The following is a 22,742-nucleotide window of genomic DNA, read 5'->3' as shown; positions in this document are numbered from 1 at the left end:
CGGTCAGTGGCCGGTCGGGAGTCGGTCGGTGACCGGTCAGACGGCCTGGAGGCCGCTCACCCGCAGGGTGATGTTCAGGCGGCCCGTCAGCCCCAACTCGGGCGGGGCCGTGCCCGCGTGCACGCGCGGCACACCGTGGTGGGCGAGCCGGGACGCGCCGCCGAACACGAACAGGTCGCCGCTGCGCAGCTCCACGTCCGTGTAGGGGCGGCCTCTCGACCCGGTGTTGCCGAACCGGAAGACGCAGGTGTCACCGAGGCTCAGCGACACCACGGGGTCGTCGGACTTCTCGTCGCTGTCGCGATGCATACCCATACGGGCGTCGGCGTCATAGAAATTGATCAGCGCGATGTCGTACTCGTACGGGGGCGGCGGTGTCCCCGCCGTCGTGGCGTGGTCCCGAAAGGCGTCCCGTACCGCCCGGCGGCCCAGGTCCCCGAGCCATTCGGGAAACTTTTTCACGGGCGCCCCGTCACCGTCGACGACCGTGGTCGCGTACCCGTACGGATACCAGTGCCATCCGAGGCAGACCTGCCGGGAGGTCATCGTGCCGCCGCCGGGTGTACGGACCGTGCGCAGTCCGGCGGGCGGGCGGGCCCAGTCCCTGCATGCCTCCAGGAGCACGCGCTGGCGCTCGGACGTCAGCCAGTCCGGCAGGTGCACGGCGCCCGGCGCGATCTCCGTACGGCTCCTGGGAAACAGTTCGGCGTCCATGGCTCCCATCCTCGCGCAGGGTCCGCACGCGCTCCCGCCGTGTCCGCACGTGGACGCCGGGAGTCGCTGATCTGCACCTCAGTTAGCCTGGACCCAATGACCGACCGTATGACGACCCCCTCGGCCGAGCTGATGCTGGCGCGCTTCCCCGAGGACTCCCGTGACCAGCTCCGTGCGTGGGACGCCTCCGACGAGTACCTGCTGAAGCATCTCGCGGCCGACGGGCAGGCGCTCGACGGCACGGTCGTCGTGGTCGGTGACCGCTGGGGTGCCCTCACCACGGCCCTGCAGGCCCATGGACCGGTGCAGATCACCGACTCGTTCCTCACCCGCGAGGCGACCCGGGCGAATCTGGCGCGCAACGGCGCCGACCAGGATTCCGTGCGTCTTCTCACCACGCAGGACGCGGTGCCCGAGCGTGTCGACGTGCTGCTGGTGCGCGTACCCAAGAGCCTCGCGCTCCTGGAGGACCAGTTGCAGCGGCTGGCACCCTCCGTGCACGAGGGAACGGTCGTCGTCGGCACCGGCATGGTCAAGGAGATCCACACCTCGACGCTGAAGCTGTTCGAGCGGATCATCGGGCCGACCAGGACGTCACTGGCCGAGAAGAAGGCGCGGCTCATCTTCTGCACGCCGAACCCCGGGCTCGTGCCGTCGGTGAACCCCTGGCCGCTCAGCTACACGCTGCCCGACGGCATCGGCCCCGTCTCGGGCCGTACCGTCGTCAACGAGGCGGGTGTGTTCTGCGCCGAGCGCCTGGACATCGGCACCCGGTTCTTCCTTCAGCATCTGCCGTACGGGCGGGGTGCCGGGCGTGTCGTGGACCTGGGCTGCGGAAACGGCGTGGTCGGTACCGCGGTGGCGCTGGCGCGGCCGGAGACCGAGGTGCTGTTCGTGGACGAGTCGTACCAGGCGGTGGCCTCGGCCGAGGCGACGTACCGGGTGAACACCGACGACGCGGCGGAGCACGGCAAGGCGGAGTTCCGCGTCGACGACGGCCTGAACGGGACGCCGGAGGACAGCGTCGACCTGGTCCTGACCAACCCGCCCTTCCACTCGCACCAGGCGACGACCGACGCCACGGCGTGGCGGATGTTCACCGGGGCGCGGCGCGCGCTGCGGCCGGGCGGCGAGCTGTGGGTGGTCGGCAATCGCCATCTGGGCTACCACGTGAAGTTGCGGCGGCTCTTCGGCAACAGTGAACTGGTCGCGAGCGACGCGAAGTTCGTCGTCCTGAAGGCCGTCAAGCAGTAACGGCCTTCAGGCGGCGGCAAGGGGGTCGGGGGCCGTGCCGGTCTCACCGCGCAGGGCTCGCGGTGATCCGCCGAGTTCACGTCGGCAGGCCTTGTTGAAGGCCTGCAGGTCGGGAATGCCGACCGACGCGGCGACCGCCGGGATGGACAGGGTCGAGGCCCGCAGCAGGTGGCGGGCGCGATCGAGCCTGCGTCGGCGGATGTACGCGACCACGGTGCCGCCCGTGGTGGCGCGGAAGAGCCGGGTCAGGTGGTTGTGCGAGACGCCCGCGGCCCGGGCCACGGCGGGCACGGTGAGCGGGGCGGCGAGGTTGCCCTCGACGTACGCCATCGCGGCGGTGACGGCCGGGTGCGGGCCGGGACGGTCGGCACCCGGAGCCAGGTGGGCGACGCGCCACAGAGCGGTCCAGATCTCGGCCCTGGTGCGCTCGGGTTCGCCCGGCGCGGAGGCGACCGCCTGTAGCAACAGGCCGGTCAGCATGGGGAGTTCGGCTCCGGCGTCCTGTAGCACGGGCACGCTGCGCGGCGTCCCGGAGGCGGCGATGCGCAGGTGTGCGTACAGGTGTTCCGAGCGGCCCTGGTAGCGGTAGCGGACCGTCGCGCCCGGCGGTACGAGGCTGACCCTGCCCGGCCGGATGAGGTGCGGGGTGCCGTCCACGGTCAGCTCGGCCTCGTACTGGTACAGGTGCAGCTGCCACAGCTCGGGCAGCCTGAAGACGTCCGTGCGGCTCGCGACACCGTGCACGCCGACGCCCGCGTTGGCCACGAGGGGCGGCTCGCCCAGGTGGACGCTCGTCTCCAGCATGGTGAAAAACTACCAGTGGTGGTGAAAGGGACCAACGCGCCGGAGGGGCGCGGCTCCGTACGGTCGATGCCATGACGCCTCCCGAGCGCCCTCCGGCACACTCCGAGCATCCTCCGGCCCACCCCGGGCGTCCTCCTGCCGACCCCGGGCGTCCTCCGGGAGATCCCGAACACCCCCCGCTCCTGGACTCGGTGCGGATGGCCCGCTTCGTGGCCCACGGCTCGTTGCGTCTGGACGCGGTGGTCCCGGCGGGGATGAACGCCGAGGCGATCGGCTTCCTGGGGCGGGGCGTGCCCGACGTGCCGTACGGCAGCACGGTCGCGGACGCCTATCCCGAGGGTTCCTTCGTGCGACGGCTGCTCGATGTCCCGGCGGTGGCGGGGGTGCTGCGCGGTCTCGTCGGTCCCGGTCCGCTCGTCGACCATCACGCGGTGCACGTCCGCGAGCCGCGTGAAGGTGCGGCTCAGCCGCTGCACGGCGACGCCATCATCGATGTCCGCACGGACGCCTTCGACGTCCAGCTGATGTACTACCCGCAGGACGTGACCCTGGACATGGGCGGCACCCTGAGCGTGCCGGGCAGCCATCTGCGACGTACGAACGAGTCGGACACCGGCCGCTACCAGAACCTGCTCGGCCAGTCACGGCTGGTCTGCCCGGCGGGCACCGTGGTGTTTCTGCACCACGGCCTCTGGCACGGCGGGCGGCGCAACGACGGCGACGTGACGCGGTACATGTTCAAGATCCGCTTCAACCCGGCCGTACGGCAGCGCCGACTGTGGGACACCTCCGACCTCGCCGACCCACGGGTGGCCGGGGAACTCTCCACGACGTTCCCGTGGTACGAACCGGCCACCGGCCGTCTGGAGCTCTACAACCGCGTGCTGCTGTGGCGCTCGCTCACGGGCGACGAGTCCTTCGATCTGGAGCACTGGGTCACCCGTGTCTCCAACCGCCCTCAGAGGGAGGTCGCATGAGCATCCGTCAGCAGGTACTGGTCCTCTACCTGGGCACGTCGGCGCTGGACTCCCCGGTGGTCGGCTGGTCGGTGTACGACGGTACGGGCCGCACGTCGCCCACGACCGGGGACGGCGACGAGCCCCCGTACGCCTCGGGCGTGGACGCGCTGCGGGACGGCTGGCGGCTGTTCCAGGCGGCCCAGTTGATCCCGCCGTACCCGGGCGGCGAGTACGACGTGTCCTTCCTCAAGCACGAGTTCTTCTTCGAGAAGCTCGTCGACATGCCAGGGCCAGGGGGCGGGGCAGGAGACGGATCAGGAGACGGGTCAGCGGGCACCCAGTAGGACCCCGCTGATCCACCAGCTCGCGGAACAGCAGATGCTGGTACGCACCCGGGACGGCGCGGTCGTGCACGGCGTGTCGTACGAACTGCCCCTGCGCTACAAGACCGCCCGCCACGCCTCGGAGAGGCACCGCATCGCGAAGGCCGTGGCGGACCTCGTGGCCCCCGGCGAGGTGGTGGGCCTGACCGGTGGCACGACCACCACGAAGGTGGCCCGCGCCCTGCATCGGAGTGGTCACCGTCTGAGCTTCCGGTACCAGGGGCGCGGGGAACGGCGCAGCCTCCTCGAACACCGGTGATCGCCGCTACGCGCGAGCCTCGTCGCCGGGCCGCAGGTGTGTCTTCGCGTGTCCGCGGAACCGGTAACGGCGCTCGGGCCGACCCGCAGCTCCGTAGCGCAGGGTCACCTCGGCGCGGCCGACGGCGTGGAAGTGCTCCAGGTAGCGGCGGGCGCTGACACGGGAGATGCCGGCCAAGGCCGCGCACTCGGCGGCGGACAGGGTGTTCTCCGCGGTCCGCAGCGTGCGTTCGATCAGCGCGGCCGTCTCCACGCTCATGCCCTTGGGCAACGTGGCGGGCGCCGAAGCCGGCCCGGCCGCTCCGGCCAGCACCCGGTCGACATCGGCCTGCCCGTGCACGACGGTGGCGAGCAGCCGGCCCCGCTGGACTGCGTACCGCTCAAGCCGGACCCGCAGATCCTCGAACTCGAACGGTTTGAGCAGGTAGTCGACGACGCCGTGGCGGACGGCGCCGCGGACCGCGTCGGTCTCCCGGGCCGCGCTGATGACCATGACGTCACAGTCGTGGCCGGCGGTACGCAGCCGGGGGATGACGTCGAGCCCGAAGACGTCCGGCAGATACAGGTCGAGCAGGACGAGATCCGGGTGCAGTTCGTCGACGGCGCGGGCGGCCTGTTCGCCGGTGCTGGCGACACCGACGACCCGGAACGGCTCGACGCGGTCGACGAAAGCGCGGTGCACCCGGGCCACCATGAAGTCGTCGTCGACCACGAGTACGTCGATGGTGTCGGCCGTGCCGGTCACCGCGGCCGTGTCTGCCCCACGGGGCGCCCCGTTCATCGTGTCGCTCCTTCCGCCACCGCGTCGGTGAGGTGGCTGACGGTCATACGTGCGGTGAACATCGCCCCGTCGGGGGTGTTGGTCACCGAGATCTCGCCACCGTGACGCTCGCAGACCAGCCGGGTGAGTGCCAGGCCGATCCCCCGCTCGCCCTCCTGCGCGGCCTTGGTGGTGAAGCCGTGCGAGAACACCTCCCGGGCGAGTTCGGGTGCGACGCCGGGCCCCGAGTCGCGGACCACGATCTCCACACTGGAAGCATCCTGCCTCAGTTCGACCTCGACCCACGCCTTGTGATCCTCATGACCGTCGCGTTCCTCGCGTTCCTCGCGTTCCTCGCGTTCCTCGTGTTCCTCGTGTTCGTCGGGGTCGCGGCCGGTCGCCGCGACCGACGCGGCGTCCACGGCGTTGTCGACGAGGTTGCCGACCACCGTCGCCACGTCGGCGGCGTCCTCCGGGGTCAGCCGGTCGAGGGCGGTCCCGTCCGAGATGCGCAGGCTGACCTTCCGTTCGGCCGCCAGGGAGGACTTCGCCATGAGCAGGGCGGCGACCGCGGTGTCGCGGACCCGACGGCTGAGGGTGACGTCGAGGGACTGTCGGCGCTGGTTCAACGCGCGGATGTAGCGCACGACCTCTTCCTGTTCACCGATCTGGATCAGCCCCGAGATGGTGTGCAACTGGTTGGCGAACTCGTGGGCCTGCGCGCGCAGCGTCTCGGAGGAGCTGCGGAAGGATCCGATCTCCCGTTCCAGCCGAGCCAGTTCGGTGCGGTCGCGCAACGTGGTGACCGAGCCGAGCGGGCGGCCGTCCTTGGTGACGGTCATCCGGTTCATCACCAGCACCCGGCCGTGCCGGACGACGACCTCGTCGCGCTCGCCCGTCCCCGCACGCCCGCCGGTCCCGGTATGTCCACCGGTCCCCGCACGCCCGCCGCTCCTCACACGTTCACCGGCTCCGCCGCGCCCGTCGGCACGACCGCGCTCCGTGCGCTCTGCGCGCTCGGCGGAGCCACCCGCCCGGCCCCCCGCCTCGTTCCCCGCGAGGACGTCCCGCAGCCGTCCCTCGATCCCGAGTTCGGCGAGGCTGCGGCCCACGCAGTCCGCGGGCAGGTCGAGGAGGCGTCTTCCCATGTCGTTGGCCAGGGTGAGCCGGTGCTGCGGGTCCAGGGCGATCACGCCCTCGGCGATCCCGTACAGCATCGCCTCCCGGTGCTCGGCGAGGCCGGCGATCTCGCGGGGTTCCAGGCCGAGGGTCTGCCGTTTGACGCGCCGGGCCAGCAGCCAGGAGCCGACCAGCCCGAGCCCGCTGGCGATGCCCAGATAGGCGAGGAGGTACGAGGACGCCCCGCTCAGCCGCTGCCACGCCGTCGGGTCGGCCTCGCCGATCATCACCGTACCCAGGGGCTGCCCGAGGTTCTCCGGCGTCGCGCCGAGCACCGGTACCTGGGCCACGAGTTCGCGGCTGCCGTCCAGCGTCAGCGAGCCGGACCAGCCGCGGCCCTCGGCGACACCCTCGCCGAGGGACAGCCGGCCACCGATCGCCGTGGGGTCGGTGGAGCTGACGATCCGGCCGTCGGCGTCGGCGACCGTCACCGAGGTGACCCCGGACTGAGTCTGCGTGGAGTTCACCAGCGGGGCGAGGGTCTGCTGCGGCGCGGACCGCACGAGTTGGCTGCGGGTCAGGGGGTTGGCGGCCAACTGCTCGGCGAGCGCGATGACCCGGCGTCCCTCGACGCGGTTGAAGGTCGCCTCCGACTGTCTGAGGGAGACCGCCGCGACGGCCACCAGCACCACCACCACGATGGCGAGCTGAAGCACCAGCATCTCGCCCGCGAGGGTCTGACGACGGAAGGCGGCGACCACGACGGACTCAATCTCTCGTGCTGACACGGCGTTGTACGGCCCAGCTGCCGGGTCGCACCATCATGGCCTCCGACCGCGGCCGGGAAAAGGGAGGGGACGGGGGCTGACACAAAGACCACAACCTCCGTTGGTTCCGGAAGAGAGACAGGCCTCAAGGACGCGGGCAATATGTGGCGCACGTCACCCTCCCCCCAATCCAGGGCGTCCCCGTATCCCCCGGCTCCTGTACGGGGACGCCCCTCCCCCCCTCCCGGATCTCTTCTGCGCATCGGCGTATCGACGTATCCGCATCCTTCGCGCATCCGCGCATCCGCGTATCGACGTATCGACGACAGGTGGTGGAACTCGTGCGCCTGAGCACTCCCCTCGCCCTCTTCGGGGCCGCCGTGCTCGTGCTCGTGGGACCTCCGCTGCTCACGACCGGCGGTGGCGCCGAGACCGGCACCCAGATCCCCGGCCTGCGCTTCATGGTCCCCAACACGCCCGGCGGCGGCTACGACATCACGGCCCGTACGGCGGCGAAGAACGCAGAGGACGCCGAACTCACCCACAACATCGAGGTGTTCAACCTGCCGGGCGCCGGCGGCACCGTCGGACTGAGCCGGCTGGTGAGCGAGCACGGCAACGGCAAGCTCGCCATGTCGATGGGCCTCGGTGTGGTGGGCGCGGTGCGCTCCAACGACGCGCCCAAGAGCCTCGCCGACACCACTCCGATAGCCCGGCTCACCGAGGAGCAGGACGTCGTCGTGGTCTCCAAGGACTCCCCGTACAAGTCCGTCGACCAGCTCGTGGACGCCTGGAAGGCGAACCCCGGCAAGCTTCCGGTGGGCGGCGGTTCCTCGCCCGGCGGGCCCGATCATCTCGCGCCCATGCTGATGGCGCGGGCCGCGGGCATCGCCCCGAAGGACGTCAACTACATCCCCTTCGACGGCGGTGGCGAGCTGCTCGCCTCGATCCTCGGCAGCAAGGTCGCCTTCGGGGTGTCCGGCGTCGGCGAGTACCTCGACCAGATCAAGGCGGGCGAACTGCGGGTGCTCGCAGTGACGGGGCCCGAGCGGGTCGACGAACTGGACGCGCCCACCCTGAAGGAGTCCGGCTACGACGTGGACTTCACCAACTGGCGCGGCATCGTGGCCCCGCCGGGACTTTCCGACGCCGAACGCGACAAGCTCGTACGCCTCGTCGAGGAGCTGCACGACTCCCCCGAGTGGCAGAAGTCCCTGGAGCAGAACGGCTGGGACGACGCCTTCATGACCGGTGCGAAGTTCGGCGACTTCCTCGACGAGCAGGACGAGCGTGTGGTTTCGGTGCTGAAGGAGCTGGGACTGTGACGACGCGGACCACCGACATGCCCGAGACGCCCCCCACGCCTCCGACACCCGCGGACCGGCGGCGCGCGTGGCTGCGTGAGCACTCCGAACTCGGCGTCTGTGTACTGCTGTTGGCCCTCGGCACGCTGGTCCTGACCGACGCGCTGACCATGGACGTCGACATCACCCAGCGCGGCCCCGTCGGGCCGAAGACCGTGCCGATCGTGGTCGGCATCGGGCTCCTCGTGATCGCCGCGCTGCTCGCCGTCGACGTCCTGCGCGGCGGTCACGGCGAGGCGGAGGGCGGCGAGGACGTCGATCTGTCCGAACCCGCCGACTGGCGCACGGTGTCGCTGCTCGCCGGGGTGTTCCTCGGCGCGGCCGTCCTCATCGAACCGCTCGGCTTCCCCGTCGCGGGCGCACTCCTCTTCTGGGGAGCGGCCTTCGCGCTCGGCAGCCGCCGGATCGACCGGGACCCACTCATCGCGGCCGTCCTGTCCCTCACCACCTACGCCGTCTTCAACAACCTGCTCGGGGTGCCGCTGCCGGGCGGCCCGCTGATGGGAGTGCTGTGACATGGACGCCCTCAACTCCCTGATGGACGGCTTCGGTACGGCGCTCACGCCCGTCAATCTGCTGTGGGCGGCCCTGGGTGTACTCCTCGGCACCGCGATCGGCGTCCTGCCCGGCATCGGCCCCGCGATGGCCGTCGCACTCCTGCTGCCCGTGACGTACGGGCTGGAGCCGATCGGCGCGTTCATCATGTTCGCGGGGATCTACTACGGTGCGATGTTCGGCGGTTCGACCACCTCGATCCTGCTGAACACACCCGGCGAGAGCGCTGCCGTGGTCGCGGCCATGGAGGGCAATCCGATGGCCAAGGCGGGGCGGGGCGCGCAGGCGCTCGCGGCCGCCGCCATCGGCCACTTCGCGGGCGGCCTGATCGGCACGATCCTGCTCGTCGCGCTCGCCCCGACGGTCGCCGACCTGGCGGTGGACATCGGCGCGCCGGACTACTTCGCCATCATGGTGCTGGCGTTCATCGCCGTGACGTCGGTGCTGGGTTCGTCCCGGATCAGAGGTCTCGCCTCGCTGCTGATCGGCCTGACCCTCGGCCTCGTCGGCCTGGACCAGATGACCGGCCAGCAGCGGCTCACCTTCGGCTCGCTGCAACTCGCCGACGGCATCGACGTGGTGATCGTGGCGGTCGGTCTGTTCGCGATCGGCGAGGCCCTGTGGGTGGCGGCGCACCTGCGGCGCAGCCCCGGCGAGCCGATCCCGGTGGGCCGCCCCTGGCTGGGCCGTGACGACGCGCGGCGGAGCTGGAAGTCATGGCTGCGCGGACCGCTCATCGGCTTCCCGTTCGGCGCGATCCCGGCCGGCGGCGCCGAGATCCCCACGTTCCTGTCGTACGCCACGGAGAAGCGGCTGTCGAAGCACAAGGACGACTGGGGCAAGGGCGCGATCGAGGGTGTGGCGGGGCCGGAGTCGGCGGCCTCGGCCTCCGCGGCGGGCACGCTGGTGTCCATGCTGACCCTGGGTCTGCCGACCACGGCGGTCGCGGCCGTCATGCTGGCGGCCTTCCAGCAGTACGGCATCCAGCCGGGCCCGCTCCTCTTCGAGCGCGAGCCGGACCTGGTGTGGGGCCTGATCGCCTCCCTCTTCGTCGGCATGGTGCTGCTGCTCGCGCTCAACCTGCCGCTGGCCCCGGTGTGGGCGAAGCTGCTGCGCATCCCCCGTCCGTATCTGTACGCGGGGATCCTGTTCTTCGCGGCGGTCGGCGCGTACGCGGTCGGCGGCGAGGTCATCGACCTGGTGATCCTCCTGGTCATCGGCCTGATCGGCTTCGGCATGCGGCGGTACGGCCTGCCGGTGCTGCCCGCCGTCATCGGCGTCATCCTCGGGCCCAACGCCGAGCAGCAGCTGCGGCGCGCCCTGCAGATCAGCGACGGCAGTGTCACGGGGCTGGTCGACACGCCGTTCGCGGTGACCGTGTACGCGGTGACGGCGCTGCTGCTGGTCTGGCCCCTGCTGCGGAAGCTCGTGACCCGCGCGCGCACCCGGGCCCACACGCATGAAAAGGCTTGAGGTTAGTTACATTTTCTATATTTATTGTCGCATTTGCGATGTTTCACCCCTTCTGTCGCGGTGACCCGGAAAGGACACCGGACCCAGAAGGAGGGTGCTGAAGGATGATCACCCAGGAGCAGATACCGGCAGTACTGGAACACCCCGTGTACGACGCCGAGGGCAACAAGATCGGGGACGCGAGCCACGTCTTCTTCGACGACGCGACCGGCCAACCTGAATGGGTCAGCATCAAGACCGGCCTGTTCGGCACCAGTGAGTCGTTCGTGCCGATCCGGGAAGCGGTCATGGTCGAGGACCACCTTGAGGTGCCCTACGCCAAGGGCATGGTCAAGGACGCTCCCAACGTCGACGTCGACAACGGCGGACACCTGTCCGAGTCGGAGGAAGTCCGGCTGTACGAGCACTACGGCATCGCCTGGGACGACGCCTGGCAGCAGGCCAACCAGCCCGGCGGAGAGGGCTGGGCCCACTCCGGCACCGCAGGTGCCGCCGGTGCCGCGGGCACGGCCGCGGCGGTCGGCTCCACCGGCCGGGACATGGGTGTGTCCGAGGAAACGGCGATGACCCGCTCCGAGGAGCAGATGCACGTCGGCACCGAACGGTACGAGTCGGGCCGGGCACGACTGCGCAAGTACGTGGTGACGGAGGAGGTCCAGCAGACGGTGCCCCTGCGCCATGAGGAGGTACGCGTCGTACGCGAGCCGATCACGGACGCGAACCGCGGTGACGCCATGACCGGCACGGACATCTCCGAGGCCGAACGCGAAGTCACCCTGCACGCCGAACGTCCCGTCGTGGAGACCGAGGCCGTTCCGGTGGAGCGGGTGCGGCTCAGCACCGAGGAGCTCACCGAGGAGGAGACCGTCACCGGCCAGGTCCGCAAGGAGCAGATCGCCGTCGAAGGCGTCGAGGACGACGAGAAGAGCCACCCGCGCCGGTAGTGCGCAGCGCCCTCACACCGCCGGCCGACCCGTGAGCCGGTGGTGCCGGTCCAGGCCGCAGGCCCGGGTCCCACCGAGGACTCGGGCCCGCGGTCGCGTGGGGATCAGCCGATGCGGTGCACCAGTTGGGTGGTGAGCTCGTAGCGGGCGCCGACGACGGCCAGCGCGCCCGAGTCCACCTTGGCGGCGAGATCGGGCTCCGCCGCGAGCTGTGAGCGGACGAGCCGTACGTTGGCGTCGATCGTCGCGTCGACCCGGGCGTCACCCTCCTTGCCGCGGTCGATGGCCGGGCTGATCCGGTCGGCCAGGTACTGGATGTGGTTGGGCAGTTCCTCACCCGACTCGTCGGCCTGGACCGTCGCCTTCACCGCTCCGCACGACTGGTGGCCGAGCACCATGAGCAGCGGGATCCCCAGTTCGAGCACGCCGTACGCGAGGCTGCCGAGCACGGCTTCGTCGAGGACCTGGCCCGCGCTGCGCACAGTCATCAGATCGCCGAGGCCCTGGTCGAAGACCAGCTCCGGGGGCACCCGGGAGTCGATGCAGCCGAGCACGAGCGCGAAGGGGTGCTGACCGGTCGTCAGCGCCTGCCGGACGGCGGCAGATTCGTCGGGGTGCCGCTCGCGGAAGGTGCGCCAGCGCCGGTTGCCCGCCGCCAGCTCCCGCAGTGCCTCCTCGGCGGTGGTGGGCCGCTTGCGCGCTGCGACGGGGGACGCGGCCGCCGCGGGCCCGGCGCCTACGGCCAGCCCCGCGCCGAGGACGGCGGTCCCGGTGAGCGCGGCACGGAGGAGGGAACGCCGGGCGGGGGGTGTCGCGCCGGCGGCTATGTGGGGTGCTGGGTCAGAGTTCACGGAGGGGAACGTATGTCCGGCTCGCCGCCCCTCCGTTCGGGTTGCTCAATCATGATCAGGTGTTGGACGATTCTTGGCGGCCCCGAGAGAAACCCTTGAGACATCGAGGCGTGTGCGCGCGGCGCCGTACGCGCGCCGCCAGCTGCTGACCATGTACCAGCCGACGGACCAGCTCAGGAGCATGTTGCCGATGAGGGTCTCCCTGTCGTCACTGCGGGCCGCGTTGTTGAGGGCGGCCCCGGTGACGTAGGTGAGAAGGCCGGCAAGGACGATCCAGAGTGCGATTCTCATTGCGGCCCCAGGGTTGCGCGGGAAAGCGTCAACGTAACTACGTCCCCGTATGTCCTGAGGTCCACTGTCCCTTGTTGGTGAGTTACTGATCGGGGCTGCTCGCCAAGTGGCTGAGTATGGTCCGCCCGATTCAACGGCACAGTGGGTACCCACCGTTCCGAAGCGATCAGGAAGTTGATGTCATGACCGACAAGCTCACTGTCAGTGTCCTGGGCACCGGAATCATGGGCGCCGCGATGGCCCGTAACCTCGCCCGTGCCGGACACGGCGTCCGGGTCTGGAACCGCAGCCGCGACAAGGCCGAACCGCTCGCCGTCGACGGTGCGCACGTCGCCGGCACGCCGGCCGAGGCGGTCGAGGGCGCCGATGTCGTGCTGACCATGCTGTACGACGGCCCCGCCACGCTGGACGTGATGCGGCAGGCCGCGCCCGCACTGCGCGCGGGCACGCCGTGGATCCAGTCCACGACGGCGGGCATCGAAGGCGTCGGCGAGCTGGCCGGTTTCGCCCGCGAGAAGGGCCTGGTGTTCTACGACGCGCCCGTGCTCGGCACCCGGCAGCCCGCCGAGGCAGGGCAGTTGCTCGTCCTCGCGGCCGGACCGAGCGACGGCCGGGACGCCGTCTCGACGGTCTTCGACGCGGTCGGCACCCGTACGGTGTGGACCGGTGAGGACGGGGCGGCGGCCGGCGCCACCCGTCTCAAGCTCGTGGCCAACAGCTGGGTCCTCGCCGCCACCAGCGCGACCGGCGAGACCCTTGCCCTGGCCAAGGCGCTGGGCGTGGATCCGCGGAGCTTCTTCGACGCCATCGCCGGCGGCCCGCTCGACATGGGGTACCTGCACGCCAAGAGCGCCCTCATCCTTGAGGACAGGTTGTCGCCGGCCGCCTTCGCCGTGTCCACCGCGGCGAAGGACGCCCGCCTCATCGTCGAGGCCGGTGAGCAGCACGGGGTCCGCCTCGATGTGGCGGCCGCCAGCGCCGAGCGCTTCGCCCGGGCCGCCGCGCAGGGCCACGCCGACGAGGACATGGCCGCCGCCTACTTCGCGAGCTTCGACGAGCACTCCGGGCACGCGGCATCCCGGTCGGACGACAGCTCCGGCGGCTGAGCGCCGCGACGCAGGGACCTGACCGGAGCCGGACCGCCCGGGCGGCGGGCGCCGGTCAGTCCTTCGTCGCCCTGTCCGCCAGCATCCGCCCCAGGACGGCGCGCTGGAGCGGCAGCACCTCGCCGTGCAGGGCACGCCCCTTCGCCGTGAGGGACACGCGTACGCCGCGCCGGTCCTCGGGGCACATGCAGCGCTCCACGAGTCCGTCCTTCTCAAGGCGGCCGATCAGCCGGGACAGCGCGCTCTGGCTCAGATGCACCCGTTCGGCGATCTCCTGGACGCGGTACACGATCCCGCCGTCCGCCGACGCACCCGCGGCCAGTACGTCGAGGACCTCGAAGTCGCTGGCGCCCAGGCCGTGTTGATGCAGCGCACGATCGAGTTCACACAGTGTGCGCGCGTGCACCGCGAGGATGTCACGCCATTGATCCACGAGCCCCTGCTCGGCCTTCTCCACAGCCGCCATGGCCGCACCCTAGCAAGAAACCCACTTTGTTGCATCGGAATTAAATGCAGTTGCATTGAATGCATGTGCATGTACTGTGTGGCGCATGACCTCTCCGCTCACCACCCCCGCGTCCCAGGGACGCTGGACCCCGCGCCTGTGGGGCACCCTCCTGGTGCTCTGCGCCGCGATGTTCCTGGACGCGCTGGACGTGTCGATGGTCGGCGTCGCCCTGCCGTCCATCGGTTCCGAACTGGATCTCTCCACCTCGACCCTGCAGTGGATCGTCAGCGGTTACATACTCGGCTACGGCGGGCTGCTGCTCCTCGGCGGCCGCGCCGCCGACCTCCTGGGCCGCCGCCAGGTGTTCCTCGTGGCCCTCGGCGTCTTCGCCCTCGCCTCCCTGCTCGGCGGCCTCGTCGACTCCGGACCGCTGCTGATCGCGAGCCGGTTCATCAAGGGCCTGAGCGCCGCGTTCACCGCCCCCGCCGGGCTGTCGATCATCACCACGACGTTCCCGCAGGGCCCGCTGCGCAACCGCGCCCTCTCGATCTACACCACCTGCGCAGCCACCGGCTTCTCGATGGGCCTCGTCCTCTCCGGCCTTCTCACCGAGGCCAGTTGGCGGCTGACCATGCTGCTGCCCGCCCCCATCGCGGTCGCCGCCCTGCTCGCAGGATTGAAGCTCATCCCGCGCAGCGAGCGCGACCGGACCCACCGCGGCTACGACATCCCCGGCGCCGTCATCGGCACCGCCTCGATGCTGCTGCTCGTCTTCACCGTCGTGCAGGCACCCGAGGTGGGCTGGACCTCGGCCCGTACACTGCTGTCGTTCCTCGCGGTCGCGGTCCTGCTCACCGTCTTCGTACGGGTCGAGCTGCGCAGCGCCAGCCCGCTGATCCGGCTCGGTGTGCTGCGCTCCGGCGACCAGGTCCGCGCCCAGCTGGGCGCCATGATGTTCTTCGGCTCGTACGTCGGCTTCCAGTTCCTCGTCACGCTGTACATGCAGTCGCTGCTGGGCTGGTCGGCCCTGCACACCGCGCTCGCCTTCCTGCCCGCGGGGGCGCTCGTGGCGCTCTCGGCCACGAAGATGGGCGCGATCGTCGATCGGTTCGGGACGCCACGGCTCCTCGTACTGGGCTTCGCCCTGATGGTCGTCGGCTACGCGCTGTTCCTGCGCGTCGACCTCGACCCGGTGTACGCGGCGGTGATCCTGCCGTCGATGCTGCTGATCGGCGCGGCCTGCGCACTGGTCTTCCCGTCGCTCAACATCCAGGCCACCAACGGCGTCGACGACCACGAGCAGGGCATGGTCTCGGGTCTGCTCAACACCTCGGTGCAGGTGGGCGGCGCGATCTTCCTCGCGATCGTGACGGCCGTCGTGGCGGCGAACGCCTCCGGCGACTCCTCGCCGCAGGCGGTCCTCGACAGCTACCGGCCCGGTCTCGTCGTGGTGACCGTGGTCGCCCTGGCGGGCCTGCTCATCACGGCCACCGGGCTGCGGCGCGGGCGGCGTACGCCGCAGACGACCGTCCTGGTCGCCAAGTCCGAGTACACGGGGGACGGTTCGGCCCAGGTGTCCAGCCATGCCCCGGAGGGCGAGCGCGTGACAGTCCGCGACTGATCCCGGCCACGGCCGCTGTCGTCGCCCCGATCCCGGCCCGGCGCCGTGCACCCCGGTCTCGTGCGCCCGGCGGGCTTCCTTGCCCCGCCGGGCGCACACCTGTGACACTCCCCGCATGGAACACGCGGGGGGACGTATGGAACACACCGGGGGACGACGGATCCAGTCCGAGCGGGACGCGATCACCGTGGAGATCGGATACGCGCTGGCGAGCGCCGTGTTCGCCGCGGCCGTGGTGTTCGGAGGTCTCGCCGGTCCCGCGCTGCTCTTCGACCTGCCGACGACGGTCGAGAAGGTCCTGCTCGCCGCCGGGACGACGCTCGCGGCCATCCTCTTCTTCGTGCGGGTGGTCTCGGTGCTGGTTCGTTTCCGGCAGGGGTCTCAGCCCAGCCAGCCAGGCCGCACCAACCCCGACTCGTAGGCCAGCACGACCACTTGGGCCCGGTCCCGGGCACCCAGCTTGACCATGGTCCGGCTGACGTGGGTCTTGGCCGTCAGCGGGCTGACCACAAGACGCCGCGCGATCTCGTCGTTCGACAGTCCGATGCCGACCAGCGCCATCACCTCCCGCTCCCGCTCGGTGAGTTCGGCGAGCGCGTCGGCGGCGGCCGGCTCCTTCGAGCGGGCCGCGAACTCCGCGATCAGGCGCCGTGTCACGCCCGGCGAGAGCAGCGCGTCCCCCTCGACCACCGCCCTGACGGCACGCAGGAGTTCTTCCGGTTCGGTGTCCTTGACGAGGAAGCCGGACGCGCCGGAACGGATCGCCTCGAAGACGTACTCGTCGAGTTCGAAGGTGGTGAGCATGACGACCCTGACGTCCGTCAGGTCCGGGTCGTCGGTGATGCGGCGCGTCGCGACGAGGCCGTCGAGCACCGGCATACGGATGTCCATCAGGACGACGTCGGGCCGCAGTCGACGTACTCCCCGCAGCGCCTCCGCCCCGTCCGCCGCCTCCCCGGCCACCTCGATGTCCGGCTGGGCGTCCAGGAGCGCCTTGAAACCCGCACGCACCAGTGACTGGTCGTCGGCGAGCAGTACGCGGATCACCGGTCCTCCTCGGGGTTGCGAGCCTTGTCGGGGTGGTGGGACTTCTCGGGGTGGTGGGACTTCCCGGCCTCCGAGGGTCCCGGCACCCCGAGCACATTCCTCAGCGGAAGTACGGCGAGCACCCGGAAACCTCCGTCCTCCCGCGGCCCGGCCTCGATGGTGCCACCCAGCGCCGCGGCGCGCTCCCGCATTCCGGCCAGTCCGTTGCCGCTGCCGCCCGCGTCCTCGCCGGTCGCCGGGCCGTCGTCGTCGACACGGAGCCGCAGGGCGTCGCGCGTGCGGTCGACCCGCACGCGCGCGTGCCGCGACCCGGAATGCCGTACGACGTTGGTCAGCGCCTCCTGGACGATACGGAAGGCCGCGAGATCCGCGCCCGGCGCGAGCTTCCTGCTCCCGCCCCGGTTCTCCACGGCGACGGTCAGACCGGCGCCCGCGGCCTGTTCCACCAGTTCGGGAAGGCGGTCGAGGCCCGGCGCCGGCGCGCGGGGCGCGTCACCGGGCGTGCGGAGCGTGTCGAGCACTTGGCGCACCTCCCCCAGCGCCTCCTTGCTCGCGGCCTTGATGGTGGTGAGCGCGGTGCGCGCCTGCTCCGGGTCGGAGTCGAGCAGCGCGAGACCGACTCCCGCCTGGACGTTGATGACCGAGATGCTGTGGGCCAGGACGTCGTGGAGTTCGCGGGCGATGCGCAGCCGTTCCTCGTCGGCGCGCCGTCCGGCCGCCCGACGGCGTTCCGCCCGGTCGCGGTCCCACTGCTCCCGGCGGACGCGGGCCAGTTCGGAGACCGCGAGGATCGCCACGATCCAGGTGGCGATGGCCACCTCCTCGCCCCACGAGGAGGCCGGGTCGCCCTCCGGCGGCAGCCATCGGTAGAGCCAGTGCCCCACCAGGAGATGGACCGTCCACAGCGTGCCGAGGGCGGCCCAGACGAGTCTGCGGTGCCCGGCGACGACCGCGCTGAAGCAGGCGAGCGCGACCGTGAGGAATACGGGTCCGTACGGGTATCCCGCGCTGAAGTAGACAAGGGCCGAGACCGCGGTGCCGCACATCACGAGGGCCGGGTACCGCTGCCGCCACAGGAGCAGGAGACCGCCGCCGAGCAGCAGGGCACGCGCGAGGGCGTCGAGCTGCTCCCGGTCGGGCTGTGCCCGGGCGGCGAAGTTGCTGCCCACGAGGACGAACACGGTGAGGAAGAACGTCGAACGCCACGGCCGTCGAGGGCGGCCGGCGCCCTCCTCGTCCTCGTCGCGGTGGTTCCACCACGGTGGCACGTGCCACCGGTTCCGCGGTGGACCGCCCCTGGCCCAGGGGGGTCCACCGCACCGGCGTGTGCGCTGCTCTTCCATGCCCGCCACGCTAGACGCCACGGCCCGTCGGAGGCGTCAGCCGAGCGTGGTGATCACACGTACTCCCGGCGGAGTACGCACTCGGGCGCGCCCCGCGCCCCATGTCCCGAACCCCTGGTCCCCCGGCCGCCGGTCAGCGGCCGGCGGTCAGCGGTCAGCGGTCAGCGGTCGATCCTGCTCAGGGCGCGCTCCGCCATCGGGTGCGACCGCACCATCTCGCCCAGCGAGGTGGAGCCGCGGGTGATCCCCGCGAACGCCTTCCAGGCCGGCCGGAAGCCGGTGAGCGCGGCGTGGAACACCCCGGGCCGGCGCTCGAAGATCGTGAGCATGCGCCTGCCGATGCTCATCTCCACACCGAGGCCCGCCTTGATCGCGAAGGCGTAGTTCAGCGCCTGCCGGCGCGTGTCCACGGCGTCGTGGGCCTCGGCGATCCGCACCGCCCACTCCCCCGCGAGCCGCCCCGAACGCAGCGCGAAGGAGATGCCCTCACGGGTCCACGGCTCCAGGAGCCCCGCCGCGTCGCCGCACACCAGCACCCGGCCCCGCGACAGCGGCGAGTCGTCGGCGCGGCAGCGGGTCAGGTGCCCGGACGAGATGCTCGGCTCGAAGCCCGCCAGTCCGAGGCGGGCGATGAAGTCCTCCAAGTACCGCTTGGTGGCGGCGCCTTCGCCCCGCGCCGAGATCACTCCGACGGTCAGGGTGTCGCCCTTGGGGAACACCCACCCGTAACTGCCGGGAAGAGGGCCCCAGTCGATGAGGACCCGGCCCTTCCAGTCCTCCGCCACCGTCTCCGGCACCGGGATCTCCGCCTCCAGGCCGAGGTCGACCTGGTCGAGCTTCACCCCGACGTGCGCTCCTATCCGGCTGGCACTGCCGTCCGCGCCGACCACCGCCCGCGCCAGCAGCGTCTCGCCGTCCTGGAGGACGACGGCCACCGAGCGCCGGTCGGGGACCGCCGAGCCGTGCTGTTCCACCCGGGAGACCGTCGCCCCCGTACGCAGTTCGGCGCCCGCCTTCTGCGCGTGCTCGACGAGCTGGTGGTCGAACTCCGGCCGGTTGATGAGCCCGAACAGCATCTGCTTGGAGCGGCGCGTCCGCGTGAACTTGCCCTCCAGCGAGAACGTGACCGCGTGGATCCGGTCCCGGAACGGCAGCTCGAAACCGGGCGGCAGTGCGTCACGGGTCGGTCCGATGATCCCGCCGCCGCACGTCTTGTAGCGGGGCAACTCCGCTTTCTCCAGCAAGAGGACGCGGCGCCCCGCGACCGCTGCCGCATAGGCGGCCGAGGCGCCCGCGGGCCCCGCGCCGACCACGACGACGTCCCATACCTGCTGTCCGTCGTCTGAAGAGTTCTCGCTGCTCACGATGGTCTGCTGCTCCGATCCAGCCGCCTGCCGCACGTACTCCACGCATCCTACGGCGGCGTCCGGTGAAGACCGCTGTGGGAGGATCGGCAGCGTATGCAGCGCGCACACCCGTTCGCACGCGCATCCGCAGCCGTACCCACACTTACAACGTCGCACCCACGAGGAGCGTGCCCATGTCGTCGAATCCGGTCGCCGAGACCATCGCCTCAGCAATGCCCAGGGCGAAGGCGGAGCTCACCGAGCTGGTGGCCTTCAAATCGGTGGCCGACTTCGACCAGTTCCCCCGGAGCGAGAGCGAGGGCGCCGCGAACTGGGTGGCCGACGCGCTGCGCGCCGAGGGTTTCCAGGACGTCGCCCTGCTCGACACCCCCGACGGCACACAGTCGGTGTACGGCTTCCTGCCCGGCCCCGAGGGCTCGAAGACCGTTCTCCTGTACGCGCACTACGACGTGCAGCCGCCGCTCGACGAGGCCGGCTGGACGACGCCCCCCTTCGAGCTGACCGAGCGGGAGGACGGCCGCTGGTACGGGCGCGGGGCCGCGGACTGCAAGGGCGGCTTGATCATGCACTTGCTGGCGCTGCGCGCGCTCAAGGCGAACGGCGGCGTCCCGGTCGGCGTCAAGGTCATCGCGGAGGGCTCGGAGGAGCAGGGCACGGGCGGTCTGGAGCGGTACGCCGAGGAGCACCCGGAGCTGCTGACGGCCGACGCGATCGTCATCGGCGACTCCGGGAACTTCCGGGTCGGTGTGCCGACGGTCACCACCGCGCTGCGCGGCATGACGCTCGTCCGCGTCCAGGTCGACACCCTCGAAGGCAATCTGCACTCCGGACAGTTCGGCGGCGCGGCACCCGACGCGCTGGGCGCGCTGATCCGCGCACTCGACTCCCTGCGCGCCGAGGACGGTTCGACGACGGTCGACGGGCTCACGGGCGACTCCCGGTGGGAGGGGCTGCAGTACGAGGAGGCGCAGTTCCGCAAGGACGCCAAGGTGCTCGACGGTGTGGAGCTGATCGGCTCGGGCACGGTCGCCGACCGTATCTGGGCGCGGCCCGCCGTGACCGTGCTCGGCATCGACTGCCCGCCGGTGGTCGGCGCCACCCCGTCCGTGCAGGCCGGCGCCCGCGCGCTGGTCAGCCTGCGGGTGCCGCCGGGCGCGGACGCCGTCGAGGCGACCAAGCTGCTCCAGGCCCACCTGGAGGCGCACACCCCGTGGGGAGCGCGGGTCACCACCGAGCAGACCGGTCAGGGCCAGGCCTTCCGCGCGGACACGTCGAGCCCGGCGTACGCGGCCATGGCCGAGGCGATGGGGGTCGCGTACGACGGCGCGGAGATGCAGTACGCCGGGCAGGGCGGCTCCATCCCGCTGTGCAACACCCTCGCGACCCTGTACCCGCAGGCGGAGATCCTCCTGATCGGGCTGAGCGAGCCCGAGGCGCAGATCCACGCCGTGAACGAGAGTGTGTCGCCCGACGAGCTGGAGCGGCTCGCTGTCGCCGAGGCGCTGTTCCTCCGGAACTACGCGGCGAGCTGAGCGGAGCCGCGTCCGCGTTCTGCCGGGCACGCTCGTGGCCGGGGTTTCTGGGGGCTGCGCCCCCGGGCCCCCATCGGCCTGAACGGCCTCGTCCTCTAACGCCGGACGGGCTGGGAGGTTGACGCCGGACGAGCCTGAAGAGCGACGCCGGAGAGGCTAAGAACCCTGCGGCACCCCTGCCTCCAGGTACAGGGCCGCCCCCTGTTCCCGTGCCCGCAGTGCCCAGCGCAGACGCTCATAGCGGACGGGTGGGAGGAGTGTGGCGGCCTCCTCCTCGGTGACGAAGCGCCAGTCGCGCAGTTCGGGGCCCGGCAGCAGCATCCGCCGGGCCTCGCCGCCGCCGAGCCGGCCGCCGTCGTAGAGGAGGCGCAGACCGCCGTAGCCGGGGGGCGCCGGAGGCTCCCAGTCGACGACCAGCAGGTGGGGGATGTCGGTGAGCTGGATGCCGGTCTCCTCGGCGACCTCGCGTATGCCCGCGCGCGCGGGCGCCTCGCCGGATTCGACGACACCGCCGGGGAACTCCCAGCCGGCCTTGTACGTCGGGTCGACGAGCAGCACCCGGTCCTGCTCGTCGAAGAGGAGCACGCCCGCCGCGACGGTCTCCGAGGTGGGCTCGGGGGTCTGCACGATGTCGCAGACCGGCACGGACCCGCTGCTCACGGCCTCGGCGACGCGCACGGCGGTCTCGTACGGGGTGAGTGTGCTGTTGTCGACGGGGTGGGCGTCCGCGGTGAGCCAGCCGGCGAGGGCGGCACGGTAGGGCTCGATCTGGTCGTACGACCACTGCCGTACCCGTATCTCCCCGTCGGGGAGGTCCGGTGGGACCTCCCGGCCGGCTATTCGCTCGCGCAGGATCGTTTCCGCCGGGGCGAGAAGCACATGGCGTACCGCGATCCTGCGGGCCGCGAGTCCGCCGAAGATCTCGTCGCGGTAGTCCTGCCGGAGCAGTGTCATGGGAACCACGAGGACGCCCCCGAGTTCGGCGAGCATCGCGGCGGCCGTGTCGACCACGAGCCGCCGCCAGATCGGCAGGTCCTGGAAGTCGCCGACCTCGGCGAGGCGCTTGGCGGGCAGCAGTTGCGCCAGCCCGGCACCGATGAGCTCGGGGTCGAAGAGTGTGCTGTTCGGGATCAGGTCGATCAGTTCCCGTGCGGTGGTGGTCTTCCCCGCACCGAACGCACCGTTGATCCAGACGATCACGGTTCCCCCCTCTGCTGTTGGCCCCCTGAGGCTTGCCCGCTCCACCCTGCCACGGAAACCAGGTCCTGATGAGGTCGCGTTCGATGGGTCGAACACACACGGAAGCCCGGCCCTGGGCGGGGCCGGGCTCGCGGTCCGAACAGGCCGGAACAGGCGGGAAGGGGCCGGTCAGCCCTCCAGGCCCAAGGGGTTCTCGCCCGGCGCCAGGCTGCCGTCACTGATCGTCTGGTCGACGGTGCCGAGGGTGTCCTGGACGTCGAGGGTGCTGAGGCTGTTGAGGGCGTCGCCGTCGAGGGAGTGGGACGGGGTGACGGCCGCCACGACGAAACCGGTGGCGAGGGACGCGATGGCGAGCATGCTGCGCTTCTTCATGCCCGATTCAACTCCCCACCCGCCGATGAGTCACGGTCGGGCTTGCCGACGCCTCCGGACCGAGCCCGGTTCCGTCGGATGGCGCCGAGTGACATCGGATGTTCTGACGCACTGCCAGGCATCGGGAATCCCTCGGTCCGTATCTGCGCCGGCAATTCCCCCCGCCACGCAACCCAACACAACCGCACGCGAGGCTCGATCCCATGCCCC

At 71.2% G+C, this 22,742-nt stretch carries 23 protein-coding genes and 1 pseudogene; 12 read left to right on the top strand and 12 right to left on the bottom strand.

The genetic code is table 11. From position 1 onward, the window contains the following. Nucleotides 1-36: 36 nt before the first annotated feature. Nucleotides 37-714 carry an alpha-ketoglutarate-dependent dioxygenase AlkB family protein gene (locus OHS59_RS39545; protein WP_328498131.1) on the bottom strand — a complete coding sequence of 226 codons (678 nt, stop codon included), beginning with the start codon at nt 712-714 and terminating at the stop codon, nt 37-39. A gap of 96 nt (nt 715-810) precedes the next feature. On the opposite strand from OHS59_RS39545, the gene OHS59_RS39540 reads away from it, so the two are divergent. Next, on the top strand, nt 811-1,968 hold the full coding sequence (locus tag OHS59_RS39540) for a methyltransferase (protein WP_443061576.1): 1,158 nt from the start codon (nt 811-813) through the stop codon (nt 1,966-1,968). A 6-nt stretch (nt 1,969-1,974) separates the two neighbouring features. On the opposite strand, the gene OHS59_RS39535 is transcribed toward OHS59_RS39540, so the two are convergent. Then, on the bottom strand, nt 1,975-2,772 hold the full coding sequence (locus OHS59_RS39535; RefSeq protein WP_328498130.1) for a helix-turn-helix transcriptional regulator: 798 nt from the start codon (nt 2,770-2,772) through the stop codon (nt 1,975-1,977). Nucleotides 2,773-2,969: 197 nt separating this feature from the next. Between OHS59_RS39535 and OHS59_RS39530 the strand changes: the two genes are divergently transcribed. The 3 genes and pseudogenes from OHS59_RS39530 to OHS59_RS39520 all read left to right on the top strand — a co-directional run. After that, a complete protein-coding gene (locus OHS59_RS39530; RefSeq protein WP_328498129.1) occupies nt 2,970-3,749 on the top strand; it encodes a phytanoyl-CoA dioxygenase family protein in 780 nt (259 codons plus the stop codon). Further along, nucleotides 3,746-4,075, top strand: a complete 330-nt coding sequence (locus OHS59_RS39525) for a hypothetical protein (RefSeq protein ID WP_328498128.1) — start codon at nt 3,746-3,748, stop codon at nt 4,073-4,075. The genes OHS59_RS39530 and OHS59_RS39525 overlap by 4 nt, the downstream gene beginning before the upstream one ends. A gap of 16 nt (nt 4,076-4,091) precedes the next feature. Further along, a pseudogene (locus OHS59_RS39520) lies at nt 4,092-4,298 on the top strand (alkaline phosphatase); the annotation flags it as partial. A gap of 81 nt (nt 4,299-4,379) precedes the next feature. On the opposite strand, the gene OHS59_RS39515 reads toward OHS59_RS39520, so the two are convergent. Beyond that, nucleotides 4,380-5,153, bottom strand: coding sequence for a response regulator (locus OHS59_RS39515; RefSeq protein WP_328498127.1), 774 nt, complete (start codon nt 5,151-5,153; stop codon nt 4,380-4,382). Beyond that, on the bottom strand, nt 5,150-7,012 hold the full coding sequence (locus tag OHS59_RS39510) for a sensor histidine kinase (RefSeq protein ID WP_328498126.1): 1,863 nt from the start codon (nt 7,010-7,012) through the stop codon (nt 5,150-5,152). The genes OHS59_RS39515 and OHS59_RS39510 overlap by 4 nt, the downstream gene beginning before the upstream one ends. 347 nt (nt 7,013-7,359) lie before the next feature. Here OHS59_RS39510 and OHS59_RS39505 point away from each other — a divergent pair, with 347 nt between their 5' ends. The 4 genes from OHS59_RS39505 (at nt 7,360) to OHS59_RS39490 (ending at nt 11,354) form a co-directional block, all read left to right on the top strand. Next, nucleotides 7,360-8,343 (top strand): Bug family tripartite tricarboxylate transporter substrate binding protein, encoded by a 984-nt coding sequence (locus OHS59_RS39505; protein WP_328499533.1) that lies wholly within the window; start codon nt 7,360-7,362, stop codon nt 8,341-8,343. A gap of 17 nt (nt 8,344-8,360) precedes the next feature. Next, the gene (locus OHS59_RS39500; protein WP_328499532.1) at nt 8,361-8,897 is read left to right on the top strand and encodes a tripartite tricarboxylate transporter TctB family protein; all 537 of its coding nucleotides are present in this window, start codon (nt 8,361-8,363) and stop codon (nt 8,895-8,897) included. A gap of 1 nt (nt 8,898) precedes the next feature. Next, a complete protein-coding gene (locus OHS59_RS39495; RefSeq protein WP_328498125.1) occupies nt 8,899-10,410 on the top strand; it encodes a tripartite tricarboxylate transporter permease in 1,512 nt (503 codons plus the stop codon). A 104-nt stretch (nt 10,411-10,514) separates the two neighbouring features. Next, entirely contained in the window at nt 10,515-11,354 is an 840-nt protein-coding gene (locus OHS59_RS39490; protein WP_328498124.1) for a PRC and DUF2382 domain-containing protein, read from the top strand. A 104-nt stretch (nt 11,355-11,458) separates the two neighbouring features. Here the strand turns inward: OHS59_RS39490 and OHS59_RS39485 are convergent, their stop codons facing one another. Together OHS59_RS39485 and OHS59_RS39480 are read right to left on the bottom strand one after the other, a co-directional pair. Further along, the gene (locus tag OHS59_RS39485; protein ID WP_328498123.1) at nt 11,459-12,205 is read right to left on the bottom strand and encodes a carbonic anhydrase; all 747 of its coding nucleotides are present in this window, start codon (nt 12,203-12,205) and stop codon (nt 11,459-11,461) included. Between the two features lie 45 nt (nt 12,206-12,250). Continuing rightward, nucleotides 12,251-12,496 (bottom strand): hypothetical protein, encoded by a 246-nt coding sequence (locus OHS59_RS39480; RefSeq protein WP_328498122.1) that lies wholly within the window; start codon nt 12,494-12,496, stop codon nt 12,251-12,253. Nucleotides 12,497-12,678: 182 nt separating this feature from the next. On the opposite strand from OHS59_RS39480, the gene OHS59_RS39475 reads away from it, so the two are divergent. Next, nucleotides 12,679-13,602, top strand: a complete 924-nt coding sequence (locus OHS59_RS39475) for an NAD(P)-dependent oxidoreductase (RefSeq protein WP_328498121.1) — start codon at nt 12,679-12,681, stop codon at nt 13,600-13,602. 55 nt (nt 13,603-13,657) lie between these two features. Here the strand turns inward: OHS59_RS39475 and OHS59_RS39470 are convergent, their stop codons facing one another. Next, complete coding sequence (locus tag OHS59_RS39470) at nt 13,658-14,068, bottom strand: MarR family winged helix-turn-helix transcriptional regulator (protein ID WP_328498120.1); 411 nt, start codon at nt 14,066-14,068, stop codon at nt 13,658-13,660. Between the two features lie 85 nt (nt 14,069-14,153). Here OHS59_RS39470 and OHS59_RS39465 point away from each other — a divergent pair, with 85 nt between their 5' ends. Both OHS59_RS39465 and OHS59_RS39460 read left to right on the top strand, forming a co-directional pair. Beyond that, complete coding sequence (locus OHS59_RS39465) at nt 14,154-15,671, top strand: MFS transporter (protein ID WP_328498119.1); 1,518 nt, start codon at nt 14,154-14,156, stop codon at nt 15,669-15,671. Between the two features lie 136 nt (nt 15,672-15,807). Further along, nucleotides 15,808-16,092, top strand: a complete 285-nt coding sequence (locus OHS59_RS39460; protein WP_328499531.1) for a DUF6332 family protein — start codon at nt 15,808-15,810, stop codon at nt 16,090-16,092. Here OHS59_RS39460 and OHS59_RS39455 read toward each other — a convergent pair. The 3 genes from OHS59_RS39455 to OHS59_RS39445 form a co-directional block, all read right to left on the bottom strand. Then, nucleotides 16,053-16,718: a response regulator transcription factor gene (locus OHS59_RS39455; protein WP_328498118.1), complete on the bottom strand. Its 666-nt coding sequence runs from the start codon at nt 16,716-16,718 to the stop codon at nt 16,053-16,055. The two genes, OHS59_RS39460 and OHS59_RS39455, sit on opposite strands and share 40 nt — an antisense overlap. Further along, nucleotides 16,715-18,070, bottom strand: coding sequence for a sensor histidine kinase (locus OHS59_RS39450; RefSeq protein WP_443061575.1), 1,356 nt, complete (start codon nt 18,068-18,070; stop codon nt 16,715-16,717). Before OHS59_RS39450 ends, OHS59_RS39455 begins: the two co-directional genes overlap by 4 nt. 152 nt (nt 18,071-18,222) lie before the next feature. Further along, nucleotides 18,223-19,425: a geranylgeranyl reductase family protein gene (locus OHS59_RS39445; RefSeq protein ID WP_328498116.1), complete on the bottom strand. Its 1,203-nt coding sequence runs from the start codon at nt 19,423-19,425 to the stop codon at nt 18,223-18,225. 176 nt (nt 19,426-19,601) lie between these two features. Here OHS59_RS39445 and OHS59_RS39440 point away from each other — a divergent pair, with 176 nt between their 5' ends. Next, nucleotides 19,602-20,960, top strand: a complete 1,359-nt coding sequence (locus OHS59_RS39440; protein WP_328498115.1) for a dipeptidase — start codon at nt 19,602-19,604, stop codon at nt 20,958-20,960. A gap of 156 nt (nt 20,961-21,116) precedes the next feature. Here OHS59_RS39440 and OHS59_RS39435 read toward each other — a convergent pair whose 3' ends face one another. Beyond that, nucleotides 21,117-22,160, bottom strand: a complete 1,044-nt coding sequence (locus OHS59_RS39435) for an NUDIX hydrolase (RefSeq protein WP_328498114.1) — start codon at nt 22,158-22,160, stop codon at nt 21,117-21,119. A gap of 168 nt (nt 22,161-22,328) precedes the next feature. Then, nucleotides 22,329-22,532, bottom strand: coding sequence for a hypothetical protein (locus OHS59_RS39430; protein WP_328498113.1), 204 nt, complete (start codon nt 22,530-22,532; stop codon nt 22,329-22,331). Nucleotides 22,533-22,742: the final 210 nt, after the last annotated feature.

The sequence above is a fragment of the Streptomyces sp. NBC_00414 genome, from assembly GCF_036038375.1.
Lineage (GTDB): Bacteria > Actinomycetota > Actinomycetes > Streptomycetales > Streptomycetaceae > Streptomyces.
Note: the sequence above shows the minus strand (reverse complement) of the source record. Positions and strands in the feature narration are given on the sequence as shown.